Below are 21,950 nucleotides of genomic sequence, written 5' to 3' on the forward strand. Positions count from 1 at the left end.
ATCGGTCGCGTTTGCACGAGTCCTCAATACGTCCAGACGGTATCGAGCGCCTATCCATGAGGGCCTTCCACACGTAAATCGGATGACACGTTAATTGATCCCTAATCGACGGTATCTCGATTGATGTCAATAAATCAATAGCTACTGATTAAACAGTTCTTTCAGCATAGACTCTGACGCTTTCTCCCAAGTACAATCCGCAAAGATATCTTTAAGCTCGCTTGTTCTCCTAAATGCTGCTCTTCGATCCCGCAAGACGAAATCTAGAGCCTTCATCCACTCCTCCGCAGATTCTGTACGATCATCTACCGTGCGTACCACATACTGTTGCAACTGGCTCGCACTCGAAATTTTGGTTTTCAGGAACTCAGCGAAGCCGCTTTTGTTACTGACCAAAATTGGTGTTCCAGCCTGTAAAGCCTCAAGAGGGACCAGTCCAAATCCTTCGCGCCGAGACGGCATCAAGAGAACGGAGGCGCGACGCAAATCTTGCTCTATTGCATCCATTTCGGACGAATATTCCTTCACTCGAATAGAGAGATCACTAGGATGAACGAGTTTTCGCAGCGACTCTCTTAACGCTGTCCCTGTTCCAGTTGGTGCCCCCCTTACGACCAGTTCTGGTGTCGAATCAAACTCTGAACCAGAATCAAGAAGTTTTGCCACGGCCAGCGCAGCAATATCAAGCCCCTTCAACTCGATGTCTTCAGCCCGCCCCAATACAAGGCAAAGCACCTTTGGTGAAGGCTGGCGCTCTTCAATCCCTCTTAGGCCGGGGACGAATTGAAATAACTTGGGAGGTACTTTTAAACCGGAAACAAGAGTTCCGAACTCGAGATGTAATCTGGGCCCCACGGCCGCAACGAGATCGGCATCTTTGCAAAGGTCTAACTCAAGTTCCTCCCGTTTTTCTGCCGACTGTGCGGCATCTGCTTTTCCCTTATACCACTCGATCTCGCCGGGAGCCATATGAACAAAATGTATTCGCTTCGCCTTTGGATACGAGTCTTGTTGCTGTACACGGGCAGCTTCTCCCGTAATTCGACCATGCCCGATAATCAAATCTGGAGTAAAACCATCAATCGGTAAGCGGCGCAACAGACTGCCCGCTTGGTTATCTCCGCCAGGAAGCGCACTGATCAAACGAACGTTTGCTTCCTGAGCTGACTCAGCCTCGCCAACCTCAATTCGAGGAATGACACAAACAACATCATGTCCAAGCGACGCAAGCGATTTACATAGCTCTCGATTGAAAGTAGAAAGCCCGCCGTGTCTTGCCGTCCATTCGGTGGCCAATACCAAAATATCCCTATGGATACTAGGAATTTCTTCTTCAGCCGGCACAATTATCTCATTTGTTTGAATCAAATCCTTTGATTTTTTAGCTTTATCGCTCGGCTTTTTCTTCTTGATCTCGCGCAAGAGTTCTTGGGCAATTTCCATGTCGGGGCCATCAAATTTTTTCTCTCGAATTACTTCTGTCATAAGTACGTCCGCTTCAGAGTTTCGGTCTCCCTTGATGAGTGCTTGGACAAGCCCTCGGTATAGCGTTATAACGTTTTGCTTAATTGGAACTCGTCGCACTGCATCCTGAAGAAGTCCGATCGCCATATCAACGCGATGGGTCTTCGTATACAGTTCTGCAGCCTTCAGATAAAGAGGAGCGACAGATTTCTCCACAGGGACGTTTAAAATCCCTTCCTGTAAGAGAATTAAGGCGTCGGCTGTTTTTCCACCCTGCGCCAGAATGCCAGCGCCATAATGATAAAGCGCGAAACGCTTGTCTTCCGAAGGAACAGAATCCAGTGCTTTGTAGACCACGTCTATAGCACCAGCGGGATCGCCAGCCTCCTCAAGTAGCTGTGCAAGCAGAATCCATGCGTCAACAGATCCTCGTCGGCCTATTGTAGCTAAGCGAGCATGTCCCACCGCCTTTTTGAGGTCTCCTGGCCCTTTTCGTGCTCTGAGACATCGAGCCATATAGTAATGCAGCCCCCCATAGTTACTACCCTCAAGCAATATTGTTAAAATTCCGATCCGCTCGTTTAAAACTTCGGGATTATTTGGAACTGCGGCTGTGGTATTTAATTCAGCACGCGCGACATCCATCATTTGTACCAGTAAGTCGCGAAGCTCTTCGTTCTTCTCGGCCTGGTACAGATGATATCTCGCCTCAGCAAAGGAGGTTACAAGCCGTGAGTTAAATCCACTAGAATCACGAGCTTTCAGAGGACGCACGTAATATTCTGCAGCACGCGCATGCGCCTGCTTGAAGTCTGCTTCATGCTTCCGCAGGTGCGCAAGTCCGATTTCCCTAACTACGGGCTGAACGGAGTACCATCCTCCAACATGATTTAATAAAAAATGAGTTACTAAAGCATGAGCTAGAGCTCGGCTTTCATTGCGTTTTCCATCGCATAGTAATTGAAATACAGGTACCTCAAAATTCTTCCTATGCACACTCAAGAGTATTAGCCGCTTGTAGTGCTCTGGGCTAAGGCGCTCGACAGAGCGTTCCAGCAGATCTCGCTCCAAGACCTTTAAAAAATCACCAGAAACGCTACGATCTTGCACTGACCAGAATCCAGGATGTCGACCGACGACGTCGTCGAGCGATTCAAATGCAAGGGTTGAAACAAGCGTCTCGATTGCCCTTGGATTGCCTCCGAGCACGTGGACGAGATCAAGCTTTCGATCATCGGGCACGGCATCACAAATGGACGCAGCGATAAGCCGATCGTCCAGTAGGTCTACCGCCTCTTGGGGCTGAAGTTCATTGAGTCGCTTAATAGGGATATCTTCGGACCACCTTCCGCGAGCTAATAATCGGTCGCTGAGTAGCAATAAGCGCCCCCTATGTCCCCTGTTAGATCCGATCGAGGATAAGACACCTGCCAACTCCTCGGTCACTTCGCCACTGTCACTTTTGAAAAGTCGCTGGATGTCATCGATGACAATTAGTACGTCATTGCGAAGGGCGCGGTCTAGTGCTCGGGCTAAGCTCAGCTCCCCATCTGCGAGGAGCGCGGCCTCCATGTCCGGCTGATGACAATGTCCTGTCAAATTCGCAGCCAAGTCCAGAAATAAGTCCGTAAGAGAAGGGGTCGGCCTATTGATGACTTCCTCGAAGCATATTTGGCGCGAATCATCCTGTTTAGCCACATCACAAAGGTCGCTGGCCAATGCTGTTTTACCGACGCCAGGAAACCCCTCCACGATACATATCGGGGGGCCAGATCGCAGCCAAGTTGTTTTCAGCCACTCAAGCAGCTCCTGCCGCTGTGCTCCAAAGGCTTTTTTATACATTAGACTCTCGCTTTAATTTCCAATGACACTTCCTAATTAGCGTAAGAATGCTGGGAGGGGGTTGTCACTCGCTGAAGGACCAGCCTGAATCATAACAATAACAAAATTTCCGCTTGGAAAAAGCGCGCATTGTCACAGATTGTCACAGATTGTGAGTTTGGGAGTCTAACGAACAGGATGGTATCGCACTGGCTCAGAATTAAAGTGAGGTGATGTAGGTTTGACGTAATGACGACAGAACCGCACTCAAGACGCTAAGTCATCACTGGTAGCCCAGAGAATTGCCCTGTCAAGGAATTTCTACTGGCAGTTGTGGCACCGGCCATCACCGTCGACACAATCGCTAGAACGGTGAGCTTTGGCACTACACGCTGGCGCTTAGAAGTATGCGATTCCCCGTCAAAACGCTGTTGCCTTGACCGAGGACCAGCATACGTCTAGCCAGTAGCATTCCAAGGCATCGGCCCTAATAGGGCTTCCACATCTGTACGGGCGTATAGCCTGATCTTTCCATCGCAAATACGGGTGGACTTGATTAGTCCCCTAGACTCCAAGTTCGGCAATGTGAAACGGCCGACTTTCCACATTCGCACGCAATCCGGTGCAAGAATGTAGCTCTCTTTCACGTTGCGTACTCGTCTAACCGCGTCATAGCGGACACATTCCCTAAGTCCCAGATCCAATGTCTTCACAAACCCTGTGGACACCCATCGCATTATGAATTGCACTTTTGTTTCATTTAACATCGATGCAGCACGACTCAGCTCGACATATCCTTTTCTTGTCCATTTCCTCAAAAAAGCATCGAAAGAACTTCGTAGAATCCTTACTTCAATCGAACCGCTTTCTACCCTGCACAGGTAACCGGAATTCACTAGCTTCTTAATTTTGTATAGCGTAATCGAGAGAATTTTTGCGGCATCAGACATGGAAATTGAGTCGTGTTGAAACCCACAATCAATGACAGCAGATTCGCAAAGACGGGGGCTCTGCGAAATATCTTCTTGCGTATTTTTTTTGTGAAAATCAATATTTAGTAACTCGCTTCTACGCAATATGTAAACCTTTGTTCCATCCACATCCGGCCCACCTTCAGGCGAAATTCCTAAATTTCTTAGTCTCCGGGTAAAGTCTGCCGATGGCTTAAATCCATTTTCCTTCGCTAATCTAGTGGAACAAATATACCAATCATTAAACTTAACAACACTACTTTTCGCGACTAGCTTTGCTGGCGGATTGTGCGGATCAATAATGGTGGTAAGCCACCCCTTCGCGATCAAGTTTCTAGCAAGATATATTTCGATGTGCAAAACATCAGCAGTAGCTTTTATTGTCAAAAAATCTGCTCTTGCGATCTCATTACCACTCGTTAAAACAGGTTTCAAAGACGGCCCGAGCATACGCAACGAGCTTAGTCCAGAATATAAATCGTATCCGCCACAGTCTTTCGGCGATTTCATTAAGTGACTGGCAAAGTCCTTAAACGACATGATTGGTGGCCGTGTACGTCTTTTTATCGACTGAGGTACATCGTTTCGCCAAAATTTGCGTAGCACTACATCGCAGCTATTCTGGCAAATACCCTCTAGTGGTGTATCCCTGCGCGATACTGATGAGTATTTAACAAATTTTAGAAAATCTGATGCACATAAAACGGACAAAATTTCTTCCGATACGCCCAGAACAATGCTTGCATCACGACTCGATAAAGTTCTGTAAACGGGAGCTGCAGAATTCTCTGCCATCGAAAATGCAACGCTTTGGCGAAGTATCTTATGCGCTATATTCGACAACGAATTATCTCTCAAGAACGGCAACAATATGATTCGCGGATGTAGGATGTCGGCTTTAATTTTAATATGTATTTTCAACAAGTCCTCGAACTCGTTGCCACCATTGTGGAGTGCGACGAGTACATCATCCTGCCTGCCGGGGTCTTCCACGATTTCGAGCGCATCCACAGCGGCTTTAAAAGAACGACTCATCGTATTTAGCCAGAGCTGATCTTCTCGCCAAACCTTAGTGCTAATGACGTTGGCAACGTGAATGTCGCCATCAGCGCCGATTTCTCCTCTTAAATCATGTCCACATTCACATAGATGCGGCGCCCTTCTTTTCCAGCCAAGCGAGAGGTTGCACGCACTACATTTTTCTACAAGAAGCATGCCATGCAATACGCAAGTTCGATATATTTTAAGCTCCCATATTGGGCGTAGGTAGGGAACGTCGCCTTCTGAGAGGCAAGCTGGGCAAACAGCTCCACCATGTGCTCGGAATGCCCATTCGGGTAAGCGACAGGTAGTTCTTAGAAAAGTTCGACATGTTGTTCCGCCAATTCGAACGCTTTGAAAAACGTCTCTATCAGGCAATGGAATGCCGAGAAGTAGAGCATAATCCTCAAATTTATAGCAGGAGCTAAGTGCGCTTCTTATATCTGGGGTAAGCGGACGACAAACGCTAAGCATATGCCGAATTTCTTTCCATCCATTTATGGCGGCAGCCCGCAATAGAACACTCAAAGGAGATTCATCCGGCTGGAATATTGGTTTCGCAACTAACATAAATTCTCACATTTTTAATTTTGAATCGCGTAGCGCGTTTGACAGAGCTTCGTAGGTAACAACAAAGGGATTTCCATTAAATTTTGAAGCCGATTGCGTAATACCTTTTGCATACGCTTCCGCCAAGTCTCCAATAGTTAAATTTTTTCGACCCGCAGCCCATGCCAGCACGGCTGCTTCTTTTAGCAAACGCATTACAAAGCGGGGATTACCGCTAGTTGCAGCCCAAACTCGTACTGAATTTGAGTGATCGGAAAAATCTAAAGTGGTCAAAAATCCTAAGCGCTCCTTAAATTTTTCAACTATAGCTATCAAAAAACGTTCCAGCTCACCGCGCTCTTCTGAAGTCCCTATATTCAACGGATAGAGTCTAAAGCGACGCGCAAATCTTCCTGCTAGTTGGAGGTCTGAATTGACAAGCGCTTCGCAAGCAGGTGTCCCTACTAAACAAATCGTCACTCCTGTATTGTTAATCAGAGTCTTGATCCAATCGCACACATTATTTGACCTGGCATCTCCGACCTTCGAATCGGCAAGAAGGTGCTGGAACTCGTCCAATAAAATGATCTTCGTTTCCGCTATCTTTAAAAGAACGATCAACCGCTCTGTGAGCGAGCTTGCTGTTCCCGCACCTGGACGTGGGGCCCCAAGCCTCTTTAGTAGTTCTGCTGCCAGCGACTTGATAGAACTGGGGCTAGGAACTGAGGCATAAAATGCTGGTACTATGCTCACCTCAACAGATGCAGTTTTTTTAATACTCGGTGGATATCGGCGAAGGATCGCATTACAGATTGTTGTCTTTCCCATTCCACCTTCTCCAACTAAAACCGCGCCAGCAGGTTCTCGATTTGCTTCCGACCAAGCGATGCATTCATCTAGCCCCTCATGCGCCGCACGTAGTTTGGAGTGATTCACGATAGTAGTATCAATCTGTGCAATGTGATGTGCCGCAGCTTGGTATGCTAATAGCCGACCTGTTTTGCTCATGATCAATCGCCCTCGGCTATTTCAAATGTATCGAGATCATCATGATCTCCGTGCATATTTTGTGTTGGCTCAACACTTAACTCTTCAGGCCCACGCGGAATCACTATCCCGATATGTTCACCACTAATACCTGTTCGGTCCTCATCAAATTTTCGTGATATATCATTATTTCTACTGTAACTAGCGGAGGCCTCTGCCTTGATCGAACTCCTCAGCCGCGCAAGCTTCCGTGCAGCGCGCTGCGTCTTCATTCCCTGTATTTCGTTCCACATTTTCCAACGCGCTACCTCATAGGCAAAGTCGCCAACTTCCTGACGATCTTTGACTGCCTGATCTCTGAGTTGAGCTCGTACTTGATCGTGTTCGAACTTAGTAAGAGACGAGGCATACTTCGCCTTTGTGCAGTCTGCTCGCACAATTTTTTCCGGTTCATCGGGGTGATAAACATAGACGAAGCTAAGGTCTAATTCGTCAGAAAGCACGACAACATCCTTTTTACCTTGAACTTCCCACGTCGCCAGGACATGCGATTTGTAGAAAAGATGATCCAGCAAAACACGTCCGTTATTAATTTTTCTTGGATAGGGAATTCTCGCAAACATGTCGATCTCGGCAGCCGAAAAATGAATCGCAGGGCTTTCGGCTTGTCGGTCTCGCCAAGCCAAAAGTGGTGCACGTGAAGTAGCAGAGTGAATATTTTTGTGATAAACCTCATTGACCCATTTGCGAAAGAGTTCGCGCAACTCGGTCAAAGTGCAGCACGCCATGCCCTGAGAATCATAATTCCCTCGCTGTCTAGGTGAAGAAAAAGTTGATCCCGGAATCATATGCACCAGTTGCTCATTCAATGTGCGAAAGAATCGTTCCAAATGAGCCTTATCGTCGGGCGAATATGACTTGGCTGGCGTGAAGTGCATAGGAATTTTTGAACAAAGGCTAAGTATGGCGTTGCTCACTAAATCGCGGCCGTTGTCAGGCGTCACTGCTTCCGGCACACCTCCTGGCCCGAGCTGCGGATCTCGACTGCACATGTCTTTTATCGCGGCTAATGCGGATGAACTGCAAAATGGCAGTAGACTGATATACCACCCAACAATCGTGCGCGTCTCGACGTCAAACAAGCAAACCAAATTAGCTCGACCCGCGGTCTCACGGCTCTGTTCATCAACGACAATGACATCCATATGATGGCCATCTATCATGACTGTCTGCATTGCCCTTGAGGTTTCGAAACCGATGCCCGCAGCACGAAATCGGGTATCAGCAATCCTCTTGCCGTGTCGCTTTAGAGTCTTCACATACGGGTCTACAGAGGCGAGTCTCCTGTAAATAGTTCTTTTTGATGGAATTTTTTCTCCGTTTGATAACAAACCTCCCTCTAGTATCAATCCAACGAGATTGCAATATGTTTGCACCCCGGATGGGCGATTGTCTGTAAGGTGCATTTCAAGAGCACGAGAAATAGCGGTCTCGACCTCGATGGAAAATCCCGTGGCCCGCCGAATATTTTTACTTGACCTAGGTGCCAACGCCATTGGACTGCCGCCCGAATTGACGTATCGCTTCACCCACCGAGCTAAGGTCGACACCCCAGGAGCGTCCTCAACGATACCGCCAGCATGATGTGCTCTCGCGACGTGTTTCTCATATGTTTGCTGAATAGCATGAAGTAGATTCCTTCGAGAAAGTGGAGCTCTTGGTGCCGCAAGTGTCCGCCTCACGTAGTCATAGCGCCTTAACATTTCAGCTTGCGCAGTATCAGAGAGTATGCGAGAGCTAGGTGCATTAACTGCTGTAGATGAACCATTCTTGCCAACTGCCAAGAAGCCAATCGAGTTCTCGTCGACCATCTTCCAAAACACCGCAAGTGGGACGCGATATTGATTTCCCCCATGACACGACGAGTACCGAATTGTCGCGGCATCGACAAACGAAATTTCGAATTCTGAGTTCATCAATGAAAATCGGGTACCCGCAACCAGTGCGTGCGGAGCAAAGCTATTCATGCTGGCACCTCGACCAGCGACTGGGAGCGAATGGGATGAGCCAATTCGCAGCTCAGTACTCCAGAAAACAATGCATTTTCCAGCAAAAATGATGGCATACCTACACGCCGTAATTCCTCACGTATCCGGCAAACGGTTCTTTCCCCCGGCAGTATAGCCAGCACCAATTTCCGCAAAAGGTCCAGCTGCAACTCGGAAACAGTGAGACGTCCACCTCGATCGTATAGCATCACAATGTTTTGCTCGACGTGCGACTGCGGAAGATTTTTCTCTGTAATCACGCGATATGCCAGCCCATCGGCCAACAGGAATTCCAATGCGAATTGCAGCTTTAGTCTTAGTGCCTCATTCCCAAGCCTCACGTCCAACTTCACTTCGTGCACCTCAAATTTTCCATCAACAAATTCAATAAGGAAGTCAGGAACCAGATACTTTCCGGCGCGAGGTATCTTGATCGCTTGAGTACGATATCTTTTGACTGTTCTATCTGCTTCAAGCTGATAGCAATGTCGGAGTTCAAGACGGGATTCCACAGGAATGAATCCTCCGCATTTCTTGCTATAAAACAGTGAAGACCGTGAACCGTGCTTGCCCAATTTGATGCGACGCACCCCATGGAATACGTGATCCAACTGTGGCCGCTTGTCAAATGCGGAAAAAATTTGCTCAAGTATTGAACTTGTATTTTCCTGCTTAGTGGAAACGGCTCCTTGGCCGAGCTCCATGAATTGATTGTTTAGTTGTTTCTGCAACTTCATAGTTTTCCTTTTTCCCCCAGTAACTATCGAGCGATACCATCCCGAGTAAGACTCGCGTGGGATGATTTTTAGTGCACATTAATTACAAAACTTGCGGACGAGCCAACCCCTTCGTAGTGACCTACGAAGGTCACTACGTTAATGCTGCTGTTTTCTCAACCGGAAGAAAGACTTGACGGTGCAGGCTACAAGGGAGAAACTTGAAGTTCGATGTGCTTCAAAGCTCCTCTCGCCAGAGGAGTGCTTCACCAAGAGCGCTGCGGGCCTATCGGTTTGTGGCGCTTTTTCTTTACATGGTGCCTCCTTTTGTCATTTGGCAGAGTTACCAATCGCTCCGGCATTGATAGCATCAACTGCTAATTCCAGAAAGGCCAGTTGCGGATCGTTAAGCTGCGGCAAACTAGACACTAGTTTTCTCACCAACAGACGACCACGTTCCGTCGATGACGGCGGAAGGCGTACTGCATTTTGGGAAGCTTTAGACGCGCTGAATAGTTCGGCAGCCTCGTCAGCTGGAAGCTGAAGCGCATGCACAACGGATTCGAGGAAGTTGTGATTTGAGGGAGATTTCAAACCACTCTCTATCCTATTCACATAAGAAGGGTGAACGCCGAGCTGAAAAGCCAACTGCTTCTGACTGAGCCTTCTCGCAGTTCGTACTCGATGAATAAATCGTCCAAACGGCGTAGTCATGACAGAGCGATTGTTGTTAAATATCGCAACTGTAAATTGACCAACAGAAAATATCCAGCACAATAATTCGTTCTAAGATATGCCAAGCTATATTTTATTTTCGTTAAAAATAGAAATTGGAGAGAAAACGAAGAAATTTAATTTTATATTCTTACGGTGCGATAACTATATTTCAAAAAAACAAATCAAACTCACAGGGAAAATGATCTATTACTACAAAGTTAGGAAAAGTAAAATAGAGTAAAAAGCCATTTTTATCAGTCTTTATCTTGTTGTCTATTCACAACAGCAATCTATAATCTTACGTGTCCAATGTTGGTCAACAACTTGGTTTGGTATTCTCTTTGCAGGAGCTGTCGAGAAGCTGCTCAGGCCAGCGATGATCGAGAATTCCGCTCAGCCGCACAGACGACAGGCGTCTCATATGCCCATCGCTTCGAGGCTAGTAAGCTTCGACACATTTCTTATCTTGTGGTCACGGATCTCTATTCGGAAATGCCTATTGATTATCAAAGTGGCTGCCAAGCAGACGTGTTTTTCCTGTACCGGACGACCCATATACTATGCAAGCTGTGTAACTCCGACTGTCTTCGCCGTCCTGAGATGTCACGTAGACTTTCGCAAGATGCTGCTTGTCCGCTGAGACTAATGCAATCGGATCGCCGACAGTTGCCTTCCCGCACAGTTTCTTAAGCGATGCATTTGATGTTGGTGTAGCAACTTCCGCGTATAGAGTTACCTTGATGAGTACATTGGTTGCGCGCAATCAGCACATAACCCATACGTTTGTTTATCTGTAGACAAACATGGTAAAATGCGTCGATTATGGCAGACAACTTCTCATACCTCTTCCCCGCAATCAGGGGTATTCAAGCTGGACGCGAATATTACGTTTCGATGTGCCCTCTCCGCCTACTGTCAAAGATCTTTGTCTTTGACGATGAGGAGCTCGTGCCGGAACTTCGCGCTCAGAGAACGTTGAATCGATCCCGAATTCCAGAAATGTCACGTTACATCGTCAACAACAAAGACGACTACACATTTTCCGCCATCACTGCGTCGATCGACGGTCAGGTTCAATTCGATGCTCAAGGCGAGCATAATGTGACCACTTTGCGAATGGGCACTTTGAAAGTGTCGATGGATGCAAAATTTGTGGTGAATGATGGACAGCATCGACAAGCCGCCATCAAGGGAGCACTGCAAATAGCTCCGGAACTTGGTGAGGAGACGATCGCCGTAGTATTTTTTATAGACCGAGGCCTAGAGCGATCGCAGCAGATGTTTGCCGATTTGAATCGCTATGCTGTAAGACCGTCCGCTTCAATTGGAGTGCTGTACGAGCATCGGAATGCTGCAGCCAACGTAGCCAAGCACTTGAGCCTCACATCCAAGGTTTTTCAGAACTTGATCGAAACCGAGCGGTCTTCGCTTTCCCCTCGCTCGCGCAAATTGTTCACGCTAAGTGCTCTGTATTTTTCAATCTTAGAAATGCTCACCGAAAAAGAGCTTGAGGATTTTTCAAGCGCGACAAAGAAGTGTCATGCCTTTTGGGAAGAAGTCGGCAAGCAAATTCCTGAGTGGAACCAAGTTCGAATTTCTGCCATCACATCCGGCGATGTTCGAAGAGACTTTATCCACTCCCACGCGATAGTCCTCCAGGCTCTTGGTAGAGTTGGAAAAGCAATTTACGATTTACCAGCACCGAATCTATCGCGGACGCTTGCGAAGCTCAAAAACATCGACTGGTCACGTCAAAATGCGTCGACGTGGGAAGGGCGAGCGATGGTTGGGGGAGCAATGGCCAAGTCCGCGCAAAACGTCACGCTAACTGCAATCGAAATCAAAAAGGCTTTGGGACTTAAGCTGTCTTCGGACGAACAGGCTGCAGAGGATGCGTTGCAAGCTGCTCGAGTGCCCACTAATAAGCAAAGAAAATCAGACAAATGACCACTTCCGTTCCAGACATTGTTCGCGAAATCCAGGACCTCTATCGATCGGACTCTATGCCTTGGGTCATAGGGTACAGCGGCGGCAAGGATTCAACTGCATCGCTCCAATTGATATGGAAGGCGATTGCCTCACTACGTGTCGAAGAACGAACCAAAAAGATCCATGTAATTAGCACTGATACATTAGTGGAGAATCCAGTGATCGCGGCTTGGGTCGCAACCTCGCTAGACTGCATCCGACAAGCGGCGCAGACGCAAGGATTGCCTATCGAGGCTCATAGATTGACCCCTAGCTTGGAAAATCGCTTTTGGGTCAGTTTGATAGGAAAGGGCTATCCGGCTCCGCGTAATCGCTTTCGTTGGTGCACGGACCGATTGAAAATCAGCGCCTCTACGCAATTCATTCAAGACCTTGCGGAGACAAATGGCGAGGCAATTCTCGTCCTAGGCCAGCGTAGAGGTGAGAGTAACGCCCGCGACAAAGTTATGGATGAGTACAACGGTAGCACTCGTGATCGCCTAAGTCGAAACAAAGACCCTCGCCTTTCGCGAGTTTGGGTCTATTTGCCAGTCGAGTCCTGGACGAGCGACGACGTCTGGAATTACATCATCACTGAAGACAACCCGTGGGGTATCGACAATCAAGAATTGTTCAATATCTATCGCGGCGCAACAGCTGACGCTGAATGTCCTATTGTTGTTGACACAACGACGCCAAGCTGCGGCGACAGTAGGTTTGGCTGTTACGTCTGCACGATGGTAACTCAGGATAAGTCCATGCAAGCGATGATACAGAACGATGAACAAAAAGCATGGATGCAACCGATACTCTTGTTTCGTAACAAGCAACTCTCTACAGCTGATCGCGAAGTCCGAGATTTTCAACGAATGAATGGGCAGCTGAAAGTATTCAATGGATCTTTGGTCCACGGTCCATATTTGCAGGATAAGCGGAGGGAATTGCTTTTTGAGCTGTTGTCCACCCAACGAGTAGTTCACGCAGCAGGTCAGCAAGTAGGATACCCGAACGTCGAACTAATTGGCATTGATGAGCTCGACGAAATTAGGCGCATCTGGGTTGAGGATAAAGGGGAAATTGAAGATCTAGTCCCTCAAATTTATGAAGAGGTGTACGGCGAACCATATCCAGGAAAAGAAATTGAGCCGACACCTCTTGATCGCATCGACTTGGCCTTACTGAGAGAGGTAGCAAAAGATGTCGATCCGGAGGCTGCCGACCAGCTTTATCGTTTGACTCGCTCTCTTTTGGCGAGACAGTTTCAATCGATTCAAACTCAAAAACGGTCCAAGCACCTCGACAAACTGGAGTCGATATTACAGTCTCAAGGTTTCCGAAATGAAGAAGAGGCGCTTGCCTTTGCTGTCGCCCTTGAAGAAAAAAACGAAGAAGAAGCTTCTGCTGATGATCTTGCAAACCCCACACCTTTGTACTAAAGCTTGACAATGGCAAAAATTACCTTCGACGAGATCTCTATCGAGAATTTCGGTCCTTTTCGCGAGCGCCAATTAATTAACTTGGCTGTGTTGCCTGCACGTCCCGTCGTGTTGGTTAAGGCGCTTAACGGTAGCGGCAAAACAACGCTCCTCACTGCGCTCCAAGTAGGCCTTTACGGCCACAAGGGCGCCAACCTAGCACGACGGTCTGAGTACGAGCATTTGATTTCAAGCCTCCAGCGAGGTGACGCACATGGCAACTCAGTTATCGAAGTAAAGCTATCAGTTGATATGGCTGGTGATCACCGTGCGGTAACGTTACGTCGGGAATGGACAAAACGCGGCACCGCCTTAGTCGAAAGTCTATCTATTCTATCGAATGGTCTCGACGATCCCGAGTTTGCTGATGGCTGGGACGAATTCATAAATACAATATTACCTGCGGAACTGGTACATCTCTTTCTGTTCGACGGGGAGAAGATCGAGGCGCTCGCAAATCCCGAACGTCTTCCTGACCTTCTGCGACGCGCCACTGAAGTGTTTCTAGGGCTAGGTGGCATTGACGCACTTGAGACCGATCTTCGCGCTGTTGAACGGCGAGCGAATACGCGAAAGAAAGAAGGCTCATCGGAACTTCTCAATTTGCGAGCAGAGGCCGAAAGGTATGAGCAGGAACGAGACGGTGTTCACGCGAAGATTATTGCTCTCACGCAGAAACAAGCTGAGTTAAACAATACAGTCGATCGAGCGAAGATCGACTTAGAACGCTACCAATTGCGTGCAAGCAAAAGTGGATTGACAGCATTCGAGCAAGCGGCGAAGTTGAAAAGCGAAGCAGAGTCAGCTACTAAGCAATATAAAGACTCGCGCATGGCACTAACAGCGGCCATGAGCGATCCGTTCGCACCTATGGCTTGGCTAGGCGAAATATGGAAAGAGTATAAAATCCACTGGGACAAGGAACAGTTGTCGCGGAATGCAGAGCTTCTATCATCTGAATTTAAGAAGCGAGACCAACGTCTACTTAAATCTTTGAAATTACCACCAAAGATTTATGACTTGTTGAAGCAAACTTTTAGGGATGACTTAGCAGATTTACGGCTGCCCACACGACGAGCAACTATCTTCGAAAATGGCGGGAATCCACACGACGTTGACGAACGAATAAACGACGCGCTCAGATTACTGTTACAACATGCGAAGGGCAGCGAGAAGGCTAGCAAGGTGGTTGCGAAGGCTGAGCAAGCTGTCGGGACAATTCCTGCAAAAGAGCAACTTGCGCAGGTCTTTGCGCTCTTACAGCAGCATTCGCAATCTTTAGCCAATGCTCAAAACCGATTGCACGATTGCATGCATGAGCTTGCGGAGATGCGAACATATCTATTGCAAATTGAGTCACGTGTAAATACCGCCAAAGAAAAACTCCGTACAGAATTTAAAGATGAAGCGCAGGAGCTGCATGGCCTGCAAGCTGCGGGGCGCGCAAAACAAGTCTTGACTCAGTTTAGAGAGCGACTAATGTCAAGTAAAGCGCAATGGCTATCGGAAATGATCACTGCCGAGTTCCGTAAACTATTGCGGAAGAAACACATGATTTCCCGGGTTGTGATCGACCCTCAGACATATGCGGTTTCAATCGAGGGTTCTGGACAACATCTTCTACCGATGGAGCGTCTCTCTGCCGGTGAGCGACAAATCCTAGCTATTTCGGTGCTAAGCGCACTCATCCGAGAGCGAAAAGGTCGTTTCCCGGTCGTGGTAGACACTCCATTGGCTCGGTTGGATAACAAACACAGAAATTCACTAATCGACAATTTCTTTTCGAAAATCTCGCATCAGGTATTGATTTTATCGACGGACGAGGAGGTGCATGGCGACGTATACCAAGCACTTCGTCCTTTCATAGGTACACAACATCGACTCGAGTATAGCGAAGATGAACACCGAACTACCGTAATAAACGAACAGGAACCAACACATGCCGATTGATCGAATCCGTTTAACTGCGAGTGCGAAAAATCAGCTCATTGCATTGAAGAGAAAAACTAATATTGAGCATAATAATGCGCTTTGTCGTCATGCATTTTGCATCTCATTAGCAAATGAGTCCATCCCGCCGAAAGAATTTTTTAATTTCAATGGTGGGCTTGAGATTGATTGGCGTACTTTTAGTGGCGGACAAGAATCACTTTATCTAAATCTGCTTGCGCTGAGGATGCTTCGCGATGGAATTTCAATTGATGAGGCAACGTTGCGAGAGACCCTGGCTCTGCATTTACACAGGGGACTCTCCTATCTCGCTAGCCGCAAAGAGGATGATTTATTGATGGTCCTGACGCATGAATTGATGTCTGCTGATACGTAGACGTTGGTGTGCACCTGAAAAAGCGAGGGACTGTGTGCAGCCTCCTCACACACGCAGTACCAAGTTAAACTAAGCAGCGAGCGCCGCTTCCGCGTCGTTAAGAATGGCGTCGAGCTCGAGCGGGCGTCGCCCCTCTCTTTTCATAAAAGTCGCGAGTGTCCAATGAGAGTCGGGTTGAACTGCAAGAGAGTGACCAAGTCTACTGAGCAATCGTTTGGTGTCCACGTATCGTAGGAGAAAACGAAGCTGATCTGCTTCTGCGCCAGGAAGATCAGCTAGTACGCTAGCAATATGGGCCGACACTGCAGCTGCAGTTGCATGACCCGCTGCTCCAGTCCCTCCGATACCTGCCGCGCAGACCGCATTAAGTTTATCTATACTCTGATCCCAAAAGGCTTTAACACTAGGTGCGGCGGTTCCTTCTTCATGTAACGCTGCAAAGTAATGAGTTGCTGACAGCATGAACTTACAACTATCAATCGTTCGTTGAAGCGCTGCGTCACATTTATCCTGAGGAGCCGGCGGAGTTTTATAAGAAGCCCCCACCCAGTCACTTAAAAGATCGGGCTCAATCAAATATGCCTCAACCTCCCATAAGGAAGCAGTATAGACGCCTGAACCATTCCACCCTTGGTTCAGGGCTGTAGAATTGGTATCAAACAGCAGAGCCCACTGTTTATTTCGAAAAAGAGTGTCCCGATCAACAATACCAATTGCCGGCACACCATCCGCAATGCTGCTGGCCACAGCAGTGGCCACCGCCGTACAACCAGCTCCTGCGCCCAGTGTTTTAGCCTCAACAAAATCGAAAACATCGCGGCGTCCAATAAACCAATATCGCTCGAACAGCTCGACATCGGTATCGCCTTCCAAAATGACACGCACCAATCCAGCTTGATGCGCAGCGATCTGTTCTACAGAGTCGAAATCCTCAAACGTTGCGATATTAGTCATGTTGAAGCTTGAATTTTGGTTTTACCAAACAACCTCCCTTAACCAAGCCAGGCTCTTCTAGCTTTGGTGCCAATATCCGCATTGAGTCTGCTTGATGGGAAGTTAAAACGAAACTCATTCCCTCATAATCACGGGCCCACTCCTTGATAATGTTTATGAGGCGACGCCGCATCACCAAATGCAAATGCTGCTCGGTTTCGTCCACTAGCACGACGGTTGATCCAGTCATATGGCTAGCTACACGCACAACGAATTGCACGAGTTGTCGTTCGCCGCTACTTAGCTGATCGAGTCGATGGGTCGCACCACCTTCAACCTCAACCGGCACAGTTAAACTGGGACGATCGACCGCTTTTAATTTCTTGGTTTTGCGAAAAATCAGCTCATTTACCAACTCCCGGCAAGAGACATCTCGCTTGTCGTCAAGCCATGTGAACCACACAAACAAATTATCAATAGACGATGCCCAAGTCGCACCATCGGCATCGAATCTTTGTGCAGGCCGATAACCAAGCCCATCAGGGCGTGTCACCGCGCGTGCCTGCTCCGGCGGGCGGCGAATTCCGCGATCAGAAGGGAAGTAGAGAACTGTCGGGAAACCGTTTCCTACATCGAACAGGCCCTGAGTTTGCTCTCCCATCCTTTCAATGATCGCTTCTGAAAACTCGATCGCTTCTGAATGTGACTCTGGCGAGCGCACAACTACCTGGTCGCTTGGACGGGGTTTATACATTAAAACTATTTGTGTATCCGCCCCCACATCTTGCAGCTCTTGATCGGTCCAGCTTCGAAGCAAACCTGGTGTCCCTGCCACAATCGACAATAGATACATGCGCGATCGTGCGCCATCGTCCAATGTAACCAAAGCGTCCAACTGCAATCCGGCATCTTGGGTGTCGATTGCATCGATACCAATCGCAGCATGCTCGCGGGCCTGAAGTAATCGCATTGCTCCAAATATGGCATCAAGAATAGTCGTCTTGCCTGCACCGTTTGGACCCATCACCAAATAAATATTGATCGGTTCGCCTTTAGGACTCAACAAGTTAAACTTTGTTATACCGCGAAGTGCCCCCATGTCGACGAGTGTCAATCCAGCTAGTCGAAATTGAGTTGGCCTTAGCTTTGCATTCATCGCCTATTCACCTCTAGTACGGCAGCACGAATGTCTGCCAAATCTATTCGCGCACCATGAGCACGCATTGTTTCTCGTCCTGCCAGCTTAACTAGCATGTCGCCGCGCATTAATAATTTCTCAGCTCCGCCTTCATCAAGGATGATTCTGGAGTCTGTTGCTTTTTGAACCGTTAATGCGATTCGACTAGGTATGTTTGCACGTAGTAAACCTGGGAACGTCGCAGCATCAGGTCGCTGCGTCGCAAGCAACAAATGGATGCCTGTAGCGCGTGCTTTCTGAGCTAAACGGATAAGAGGTTCCTCAGCCCCGCTCTTTCCCATCATAAAGTCGGCGAGCTCGTCAATCACGACTACCAAGCGTTCCAATTGTGCTCCGTTAGCTTGTGCCTCAGCCAAGTTACGCGCGTCATATTGCCGTAGGACTGCCTGTCGGTTCTCCATCTCCTTCACCACATCACGAAGTGCATTAACAGCTTCAGACATATCGGTAATTACCTGTTTGCCCCGTAGCAATGCATACTGCGAATACTCCGTAAGATCAACCCCCTTAGGATCAATCATCAACAGTTCAGGTGGGCGCTTCGCTACTAGCAAGGACATCAGCAATGCGTTGAGGCACACACTCTTTCCACTTCCCGTTGCGCCAGCAATGAAGAGGTGAGGCGCTTCAACAAGATCAAAGATAAGTGGCCTGCCAAGAACGTCCACACCCGGACTGACTGGAAGGGACTCTGGCCTGTGCTCGAGGGCAGAACGCACATTCCGCCAACTTATGTCATGCCAACTAGCACCAGGGCGAGGTATGTCAACAATTACGCGCCTTTCGCCGTGTTCTCTTGCGAAAGCGATGCCTGCATTTCCCAACCCCATAGCAAAGGCCAAATCGTCAAGCCCTTTCCGAAGTCGCTCATAGTCCTCAACACTTCCAAGTTTCAAACTATATCGATTCAGGCGAGGCCCTTCCTGTTCAGGCGCAGCCGCTTCTGCCGAAACTCCAATTTGGTTTAACCCTTGCATCAACGCGTCAAAATCGAAGCTTGAAGAGACTATTTCGCCCGTCTGTGTGCCGACTTGAACATCACTATAGAGCTCATCCAAAAGATAATCGTGAAAAGTCCTACTCGGTTGCCAGGCAGCCTTCATTAGTTCGAGCCCTCGACGTGCATGGCGTTGAAGACAATCAAGATAAGCCTTGTCGTCACCAAACAGATCTTGCGCATGCCGAACCGACAGCAAAAGCCGCATTTCGTCGTCATAATCTTCACTCGGGTTCGGTTTGTCAAACCCCGTGATTTGTTCAAGCTCTAACTCGCTAACCCGAGTTGTCGGCACTCCATAGCTTGAATCCGGCAACGTATCCAGGCGCAAGGAATGAGCGAGCGCAAACCTAACAGTCAACCAAGCTGGAGCCCCCTTTTGGAATAGTCCGTGTTGTCGCACTCGCTCAAAGAAATCTCGCTCGTCAGAAGTAAAATAAAGGCTACTCATGCAGGTTGTCCATGTATATTCAACGCGACAATGCGGGCTTCTTCTCCACCATTGTTCTGGATTTGGTAGCGCCGAGCAATTCTTCCTGCCAAGTTCAGGTCATCCTCAGTGCTGAACTCACTATTTGTTGGCAACAAAATCAGGGGATTTCCGGCTCGAGGGAAATACTCACTCATTAACAGAGCCCTCGTCTCGCGATCTATGCGGCCTAACGGAGTATCAATTATGACGGGAAGAGGACGGTTAGCTTCGTCCTTCAATGCCCACAGCATGGACATCGCAACCAGCTGCCTCATGCCTGCAGAAATACTCCGCCGGGCAACTTCCTTTTGACGCTCGTCAAAGAACGTCATATGAAATTGTTTATCCAAAGCCACCGATTTGATCAACTGGCTTGGAGCAAGCAGAGTCCCTACGCGCTCATTTAATCGGTCCTCAACAGACTGACGAATGCGCGCGCGCTTTTGCTCTCTAAAGTATTCCAGAGCTTGAGAAATTTTCCCACCAAATTGGTAGGCCTGATTTTGCCGAGTCACTTCTTCATATTGGATATGCAATCGACGAGTAGCTTCACGCGCCGCTGATAGTTCTTTTTGAGCCTGTTCCTCTTCATACTGATGCTTAGCGATCGTCTGAAAAATTAGCTGAATCTTTGCGTCAATCTCACCCATCTGTTCGGTGAGCTTATTAAATTCCTGCCTGGACTCATCGCTCGTTATCTCAGCCTCATCCATGTTCCGTTCAGCTTGCTGTTGCTCGTGCGTCATCTGGCGCATGGTCCTGAGACGATCAGCATGAGCAGATGCCACGCTTTCGCCACTATCAGTCCAGACTAAGAATCTTCGGTGGAGAGAGCGAACTTGCTTCGGACTTAAAGAGGCAAACATCGGGTTCTCATCTTTCTGCGAGACAACGCCGGCCACGTTGAGAGCCTCTTCGACATCGCGATGAAATTGTAGTTGCTGGTCGCTCGTTAACGAAACAGGCGGATTTTGATTTGCTAACCGGCGAAGCAATTCAATAGGCAACTCGTTGCGAAGACGTCGTGCAACATCAGGGGCTGTTCCAGCGCCCATATAGCCTTCAAGCGCACTAAATGCATCCCGGACAAGTGCCATGTTCGTGAGCCAAGGCGCTTCGGGCGGCAAATCTGATGCAATTTCAACTGCTAATCTTTCCCGCTCACCAGTGAGCAATCGAATGCGTGCGATCATCCTATTTCGCTCAGCTTCTGACATACCTGTGCGCAAACGGTTTCGCTCTTCATCGAGCTTAGAGTGCTGTCGACGCTCGTCCTGCATCTCAACCTCTAACGCGACTCGAGCGCGTTCCGCAGCCTCAATTTTGGCCACCGCTTCGCGCTCCTTGTTCTCGTTTTGGGTGATTTGTAGAGACACACTTCCAGGAAGACCGGCACGATACCTCGCCTTGGTATACAGATCAATTTCCCGCAATATCGTCGCCACGAACGAAAGACCTAACAACCGCTCAATTTCCACCTGCTCTCGCCCAACTTCCGAATCCGCAAGCGATTGAATTTGTTCACCGTCAAAGAAAAAGAAGGGAACGACTTCCTGAGGCAAAAGTTGCAAAAGCAGCGCAGGCCCGTCTTCAGCAGCTCTACCGTCAACTGTGACGTTCAGTGTTTCGGTGTAACCTTGCACATTGTTTGCTCGCTCAAAAACCCGCTCGGCTCGAAGTTTTCGTCCATTCTCTGTCCATTCAAGCGCTACATGTGCAGGACTATCTTTAGGAGCGGCAGTGTTAAAGACCCCAGACCAACGGCCCGTAAGTCCAACGACAAAGTGCTTAGGGCTTATAGGCGCTTTAGCAAACAGGACACGGCGTATGTTCTCGTTGTCCGCGCTTAGAAATAGCAACTTGATTGCATTAAGGAGGCTAGTCTTTCCTGCTCCATTACGACCAGAAACAATCACTACATTGCGTTCGTCAGTACATTCGCTAAGGTCGATGCGACTTCTGCCCCTATAGGCAAAAATATTCTCAACCTCTATGCTAGTGAATCTGGTTTCAACCATTATTTTTCGGCCTTACTCGATGCACTCGACGCGCTCGATGCATCGTCCAAAATCGTATAGACTCGACGAGTAAACTCAGCCTTTGTACCGAATACCGTAAAGTTCTGAAAAGATTCTTCAAGCGCCAAAAGGGCCGAGAGAACCTCAGTGGGCACACCGAAGCGTCGCGCTGCGGTCTCAATAAGTTCGACGTCGTCGTGGCGTTCGGTCATGGTGTATTCTTTCGTGATACCTCAACTGCCCAGCCAT

At 48.3% G+C, this 21,950-nt stretch carries 15 protein-coding genes; 4 read left to right on the top strand and 11 right to left on the bottom strand.

From position 1 onward, the window contains the following. Positions 1 to 141: 141 nt before the first annotated feature. The 6 genes from GJ695_RS08715 to GJ695_RS08740 form a co-directional block, all read right to left on the bottom strand. Positions 142 to 3,306, bottom strand: coding sequence for a glycosyltransferase (locus tag GJ695_RS08715; RefSeq protein WP_154363881.1), 3,165 nt, complete (start codon positions 3,304 to 3,306; stop codon positions 142 to 144). Between the two features lie 437 nt (positions 3,307 to 3,743). Further along, complete coding sequence (locus GJ695_RS08720; RefSeq protein WP_154363883.1) at positions 3,744 to 5,867, bottom strand: TniQ family protein; 2,124 nt, start codon at positions 5,865 to 5,867, stop codon at positions 3,744 to 3,746. 6 nt (positions 5,868 to 5,873) lie between these two features. Then, on the bottom strand, positions 5,874 to 6,854 hold the full coding sequence (locus GJ695_RS08725) for a TniB family NTP-binding protein (RefSeq protein ID WP_154363885.1): 981 nt from the start codon (positions 6,852 to 6,854) through the stop codon (positions 5,874 to 5,876). Positions 6,855 to 6,856: 2 nt separating this feature from the next. Beyond that, positions 6,857 to 8,860 carry a TnsB C-terminal domain-containing protein gene (locus tag GJ695_RS08730; protein WP_154363887.1) on the bottom strand — a complete coding sequence of 668 codons (2,004 nt, stop codon included), beginning with the start codon at positions 8,858 to 8,860 and terminating at the stop codon, positions 6,857 to 6,859. Beyond that, entirely contained in the window at positions 8,857 to 9,618 is a 762-nt protein-coding gene (locus GJ695_RS08735; RefSeq protein WP_154363889.1) for a PDDEXK family nuclease, read from the bottom strand. The genes GJ695_RS08730 and GJ695_RS08735 overlap by 4 nt, the downstream gene beginning before the upstream one ends. Positions 9,619 to 9,927: 309 nt before the next feature. Further along, positions 9,928 to 10,311, bottom strand: a complete 384-nt coding sequence (locus GJ695_RS08740; RefSeq protein ID WP_154363892.1) for a helix-turn-helix domain-containing protein — start codon at positions 10,309 to 10,311, stop codon at positions 9,928 to 9,930. A gap of 825 nt (positions 10,312 to 11,136) precedes the next feature. Between GJ695_RS08740 and dndB the strand changes: the two genes are divergently transcribed. The 4 genes from dndB to dndE are packed head-to-tail and all read left to right on the top strand — an operon-like array spanning position 11,137 to position 16,083. Continuing rightward, positions 11,137 to 12,261: a DNA sulfur modification protein DndB gene (gene dndB, locus GJ695_RS08745; RefSeq protein ID WP_154363895.1), complete on the top strand. Its 1,125-nt coding sequence runs from the start codon at positions 11,137 to 11,139 to the stop codon at positions 12,259 to 12,261. Further along, positions 12,258 to 13,718 carry a DNA phosphorothioation system sulfurtransferase DndC gene (gene dndC, locus GJ695_RS08750; protein ID WP_154363897.1) on the top strand — a complete coding sequence of 487 codons (1,461 nt, stop codon included), beginning with the start codon at positions 12,258 to 12,260 and terminating at the stop codon, positions 13,716 to 13,718. Before dndB ends, dndC begins: the two co-directional genes overlap by 4 nt. A gap of 9 nt (positions 13,719 to 13,727) precedes the next feature. Beyond that, positions 13,728 to 15,707 carry a DNA sulfur modification protein DndD gene (dndD, locus tag GJ695_RS08755; protein WP_154363899.1) on the top strand — a complete coding sequence of 660 codons (1,980 nt, stop codon included), beginning with the start codon at positions 13,728 to 13,730 and terminating at the stop codon, positions 15,705 to 15,707. Next, positions 15,697 to 16,083 (top strand): DNA sulfur modification protein DndE, encoded by a 387-nt coding sequence (gene dndE / locus GJ695_RS08760; protein ID WP_154363901.1) that lies wholly within the window; start codon positions 15,697 to 15,699, stop codon positions 16,081 to 16,083. The genes dndD and dndE overlap by 11 nt, the downstream gene beginning before the upstream one ends. 69 nt (positions 16,084 to 16,152) lie before the next feature. Here the strand turns inward: dndE and GJ695_RS08765 are convergent, their stop codons facing one another. Genes GJ695_RS08765 through GJ695_RS08785 form a run of 5 tightly spaced genes read right to left on the bottom strand, consistent with a single transcriptional unit; the run spans position 16,153 to position 21,913 of the window. After that, positions 16,153 to 17,037: a hypothetical protein gene (locus tag GJ695_RS08765; protein WP_154363903.1), complete on the bottom strand. Its 885-nt coding sequence runs from the start codon at positions 17,035 to 17,037 to the stop codon at positions 16,153 to 16,155. Next, the gene (locus tag GJ695_RS08770; protein ID WP_154363905.1) at positions 17,030 to 18,172 is read right to left on the bottom strand and encodes an AAA family ATPase; all 1,143 of its coding nucleotides are present in this window, start codon (positions 18,170 to 18,172) and stop codon (positions 17,030 to 17,032) included. The genes GJ695_RS08765 and GJ695_RS08770 overlap by 8 nt, the downstream gene beginning before the upstream one ends. Beyond that, positions 18,169 to 19,662 (bottom strand): FtsK/SpoIIIE domain-containing protein, encoded by a 1,494-nt coding sequence (locus GJ695_RS08775; RefSeq protein WP_154363907.1) that lies wholly within the window; start codon positions 19,660 to 19,662, stop codon positions 18,169 to 18,171. Before GJ695_RS08775 ends, GJ695_RS08770 begins: the two co-directional genes overlap by 4 nt. After that, positions 19,659 to 21,701 (bottom strand): AAA family ATPase, encoded by a 2,043-nt coding sequence (locus GJ695_RS08780; protein WP_154363909.1) that lies wholly within the window; start codon positions 21,699 to 21,701, stop codon positions 19,659 to 19,661. Before GJ695_RS08780 ends, GJ695_RS08775 begins: the two co-directional genes overlap by 4 nt. After that, a complete protein-coding gene (locus tag GJ695_RS08785) occupies positions 21,701 to 21,913 on the bottom strand; it encodes a hypothetical protein (RefSeq protein ID WP_154363911.1) in 213 nt (70 codons plus the stop codon). Before GJ695_RS08785 ends, GJ695_RS08780 begins: the two co-directional genes overlap by 1 nt. Between the last annotated feature and the right edge of the window lie 37 nt (positions 21,914 to 21,950).

This window comes from Duganella alba (assembly GCF_009674495.1).
Lineage (GTDB): Bacteria > Pseudomonadota > Gammaproteobacteria > Burkholderiales > Burkholderiaceae_D > Rugamonas > Rugamonas alba.

Excerpts from the sequence above, each read along its gene's own strand:
- GJ695_RS08765 (WP_154363903.1), bottom strand. The coding sequence starts at position 17,037 with ATGACTAATATCGCAACGTTTGAGGATTTCGACTCTGTAGAACAGATC.
- GJ695_RS08770 (WP_154363905.1), bottom strand. The coding sequence starts at position 18,172 with ATGAATGCAAAGCTAAGGCCAACTCAATTTCGACTAGCTGGATTGACA.
- GJ695_RS08725 (WP_154363885.1), bottom strand. The coding sequence starts at position 6,854 with ATGAGCAAAACAGGTCGGCTATTAGCATACCAAGCTGCGGCACATCAC.
- GJ695_RS08740 (WP_154363892.1), bottom strand. The coding sequence starts at position 10,311 with ATGACTACGCCGTTTGGACGATTTATTCATCGAGTACGAACTGCGAGA.
- GJ695_RS08775 (WP_154363907.1), bottom strand. The coding sequence starts at position 19,662 with ATGAGTAGCCTTTATTTTACTTCTGACGAGCGAGATTTCTTTGAGCGA.
- dndC (WP_154363897.1), top strand. The coding sequence starts at position 12,258 with ATGACCACTTCCGTTCCAGACATTGTTCGCGAAATCCAGGACCTCTAT.
- GJ695_RS08730 (WP_154363887.1), bottom strand. The coding sequence starts at position 8,860 with ATGAATAGCTTTGCTCCGCACGCACTGGTTGCGGGTACCCGATTTTCA.
- GJ695_RS08785 (WP_154363911.1), bottom strand. The coding sequence starts at position 21,913 with ATGACCGAACGCCACGACGACGTCGAACTTATTGAGACCGCAGCGCGA.
- GJ695_RS08780 (WP_154363909.1), bottom strand. The coding sequence starts at position 21,701 with ATGGTTGAAACCAGATTCACTAGCATAGAGGTTGAGAATATTTTTGCC.
- dndD (WP_154363899.1), top strand. The coding sequence starts at position 13,728 with ATGGCAAAAATTACCTTCGACGAGATCTCTATCGAGAATTTCGGTCCT.
- GJ695_RS08720 (WP_154363883.1), bottom strand. The coding sequence starts at position 5,867 with ATGTTAGTTGCGAAACCAATATTCCAGCCGGATGAATCTCCTTTGAGT.
- dndB (WP_154363895.1), top strand. The coding sequence starts at position 11,137 with ATGGCAGACAACTTCTCATACCTCTTCCCCGCAATCAGGGGTATTCAA.
- GJ695_RS08715 (WP_154363881.1), bottom strand. The coding sequence starts at position 3,306 with ATGTATAAAAAAGCCTTTGGAGCACAGCGGCAGGAGCTGCTTGAGTGG.
- dndE (WP_154363901.1), top strand. The coding sequence starts at position 15,697 with ATGCCGATTGATCGAATCCGTTTAACTGCGAGTGCGAAAAATCAGCTC.
- GJ695_RS08735 (WP_154363889.1), bottom strand. The coding sequence starts at position 9,618 with ATGAAGTTGCAGAAACAACTAAACAATCAATTCATGGAGCTCGGCCAA.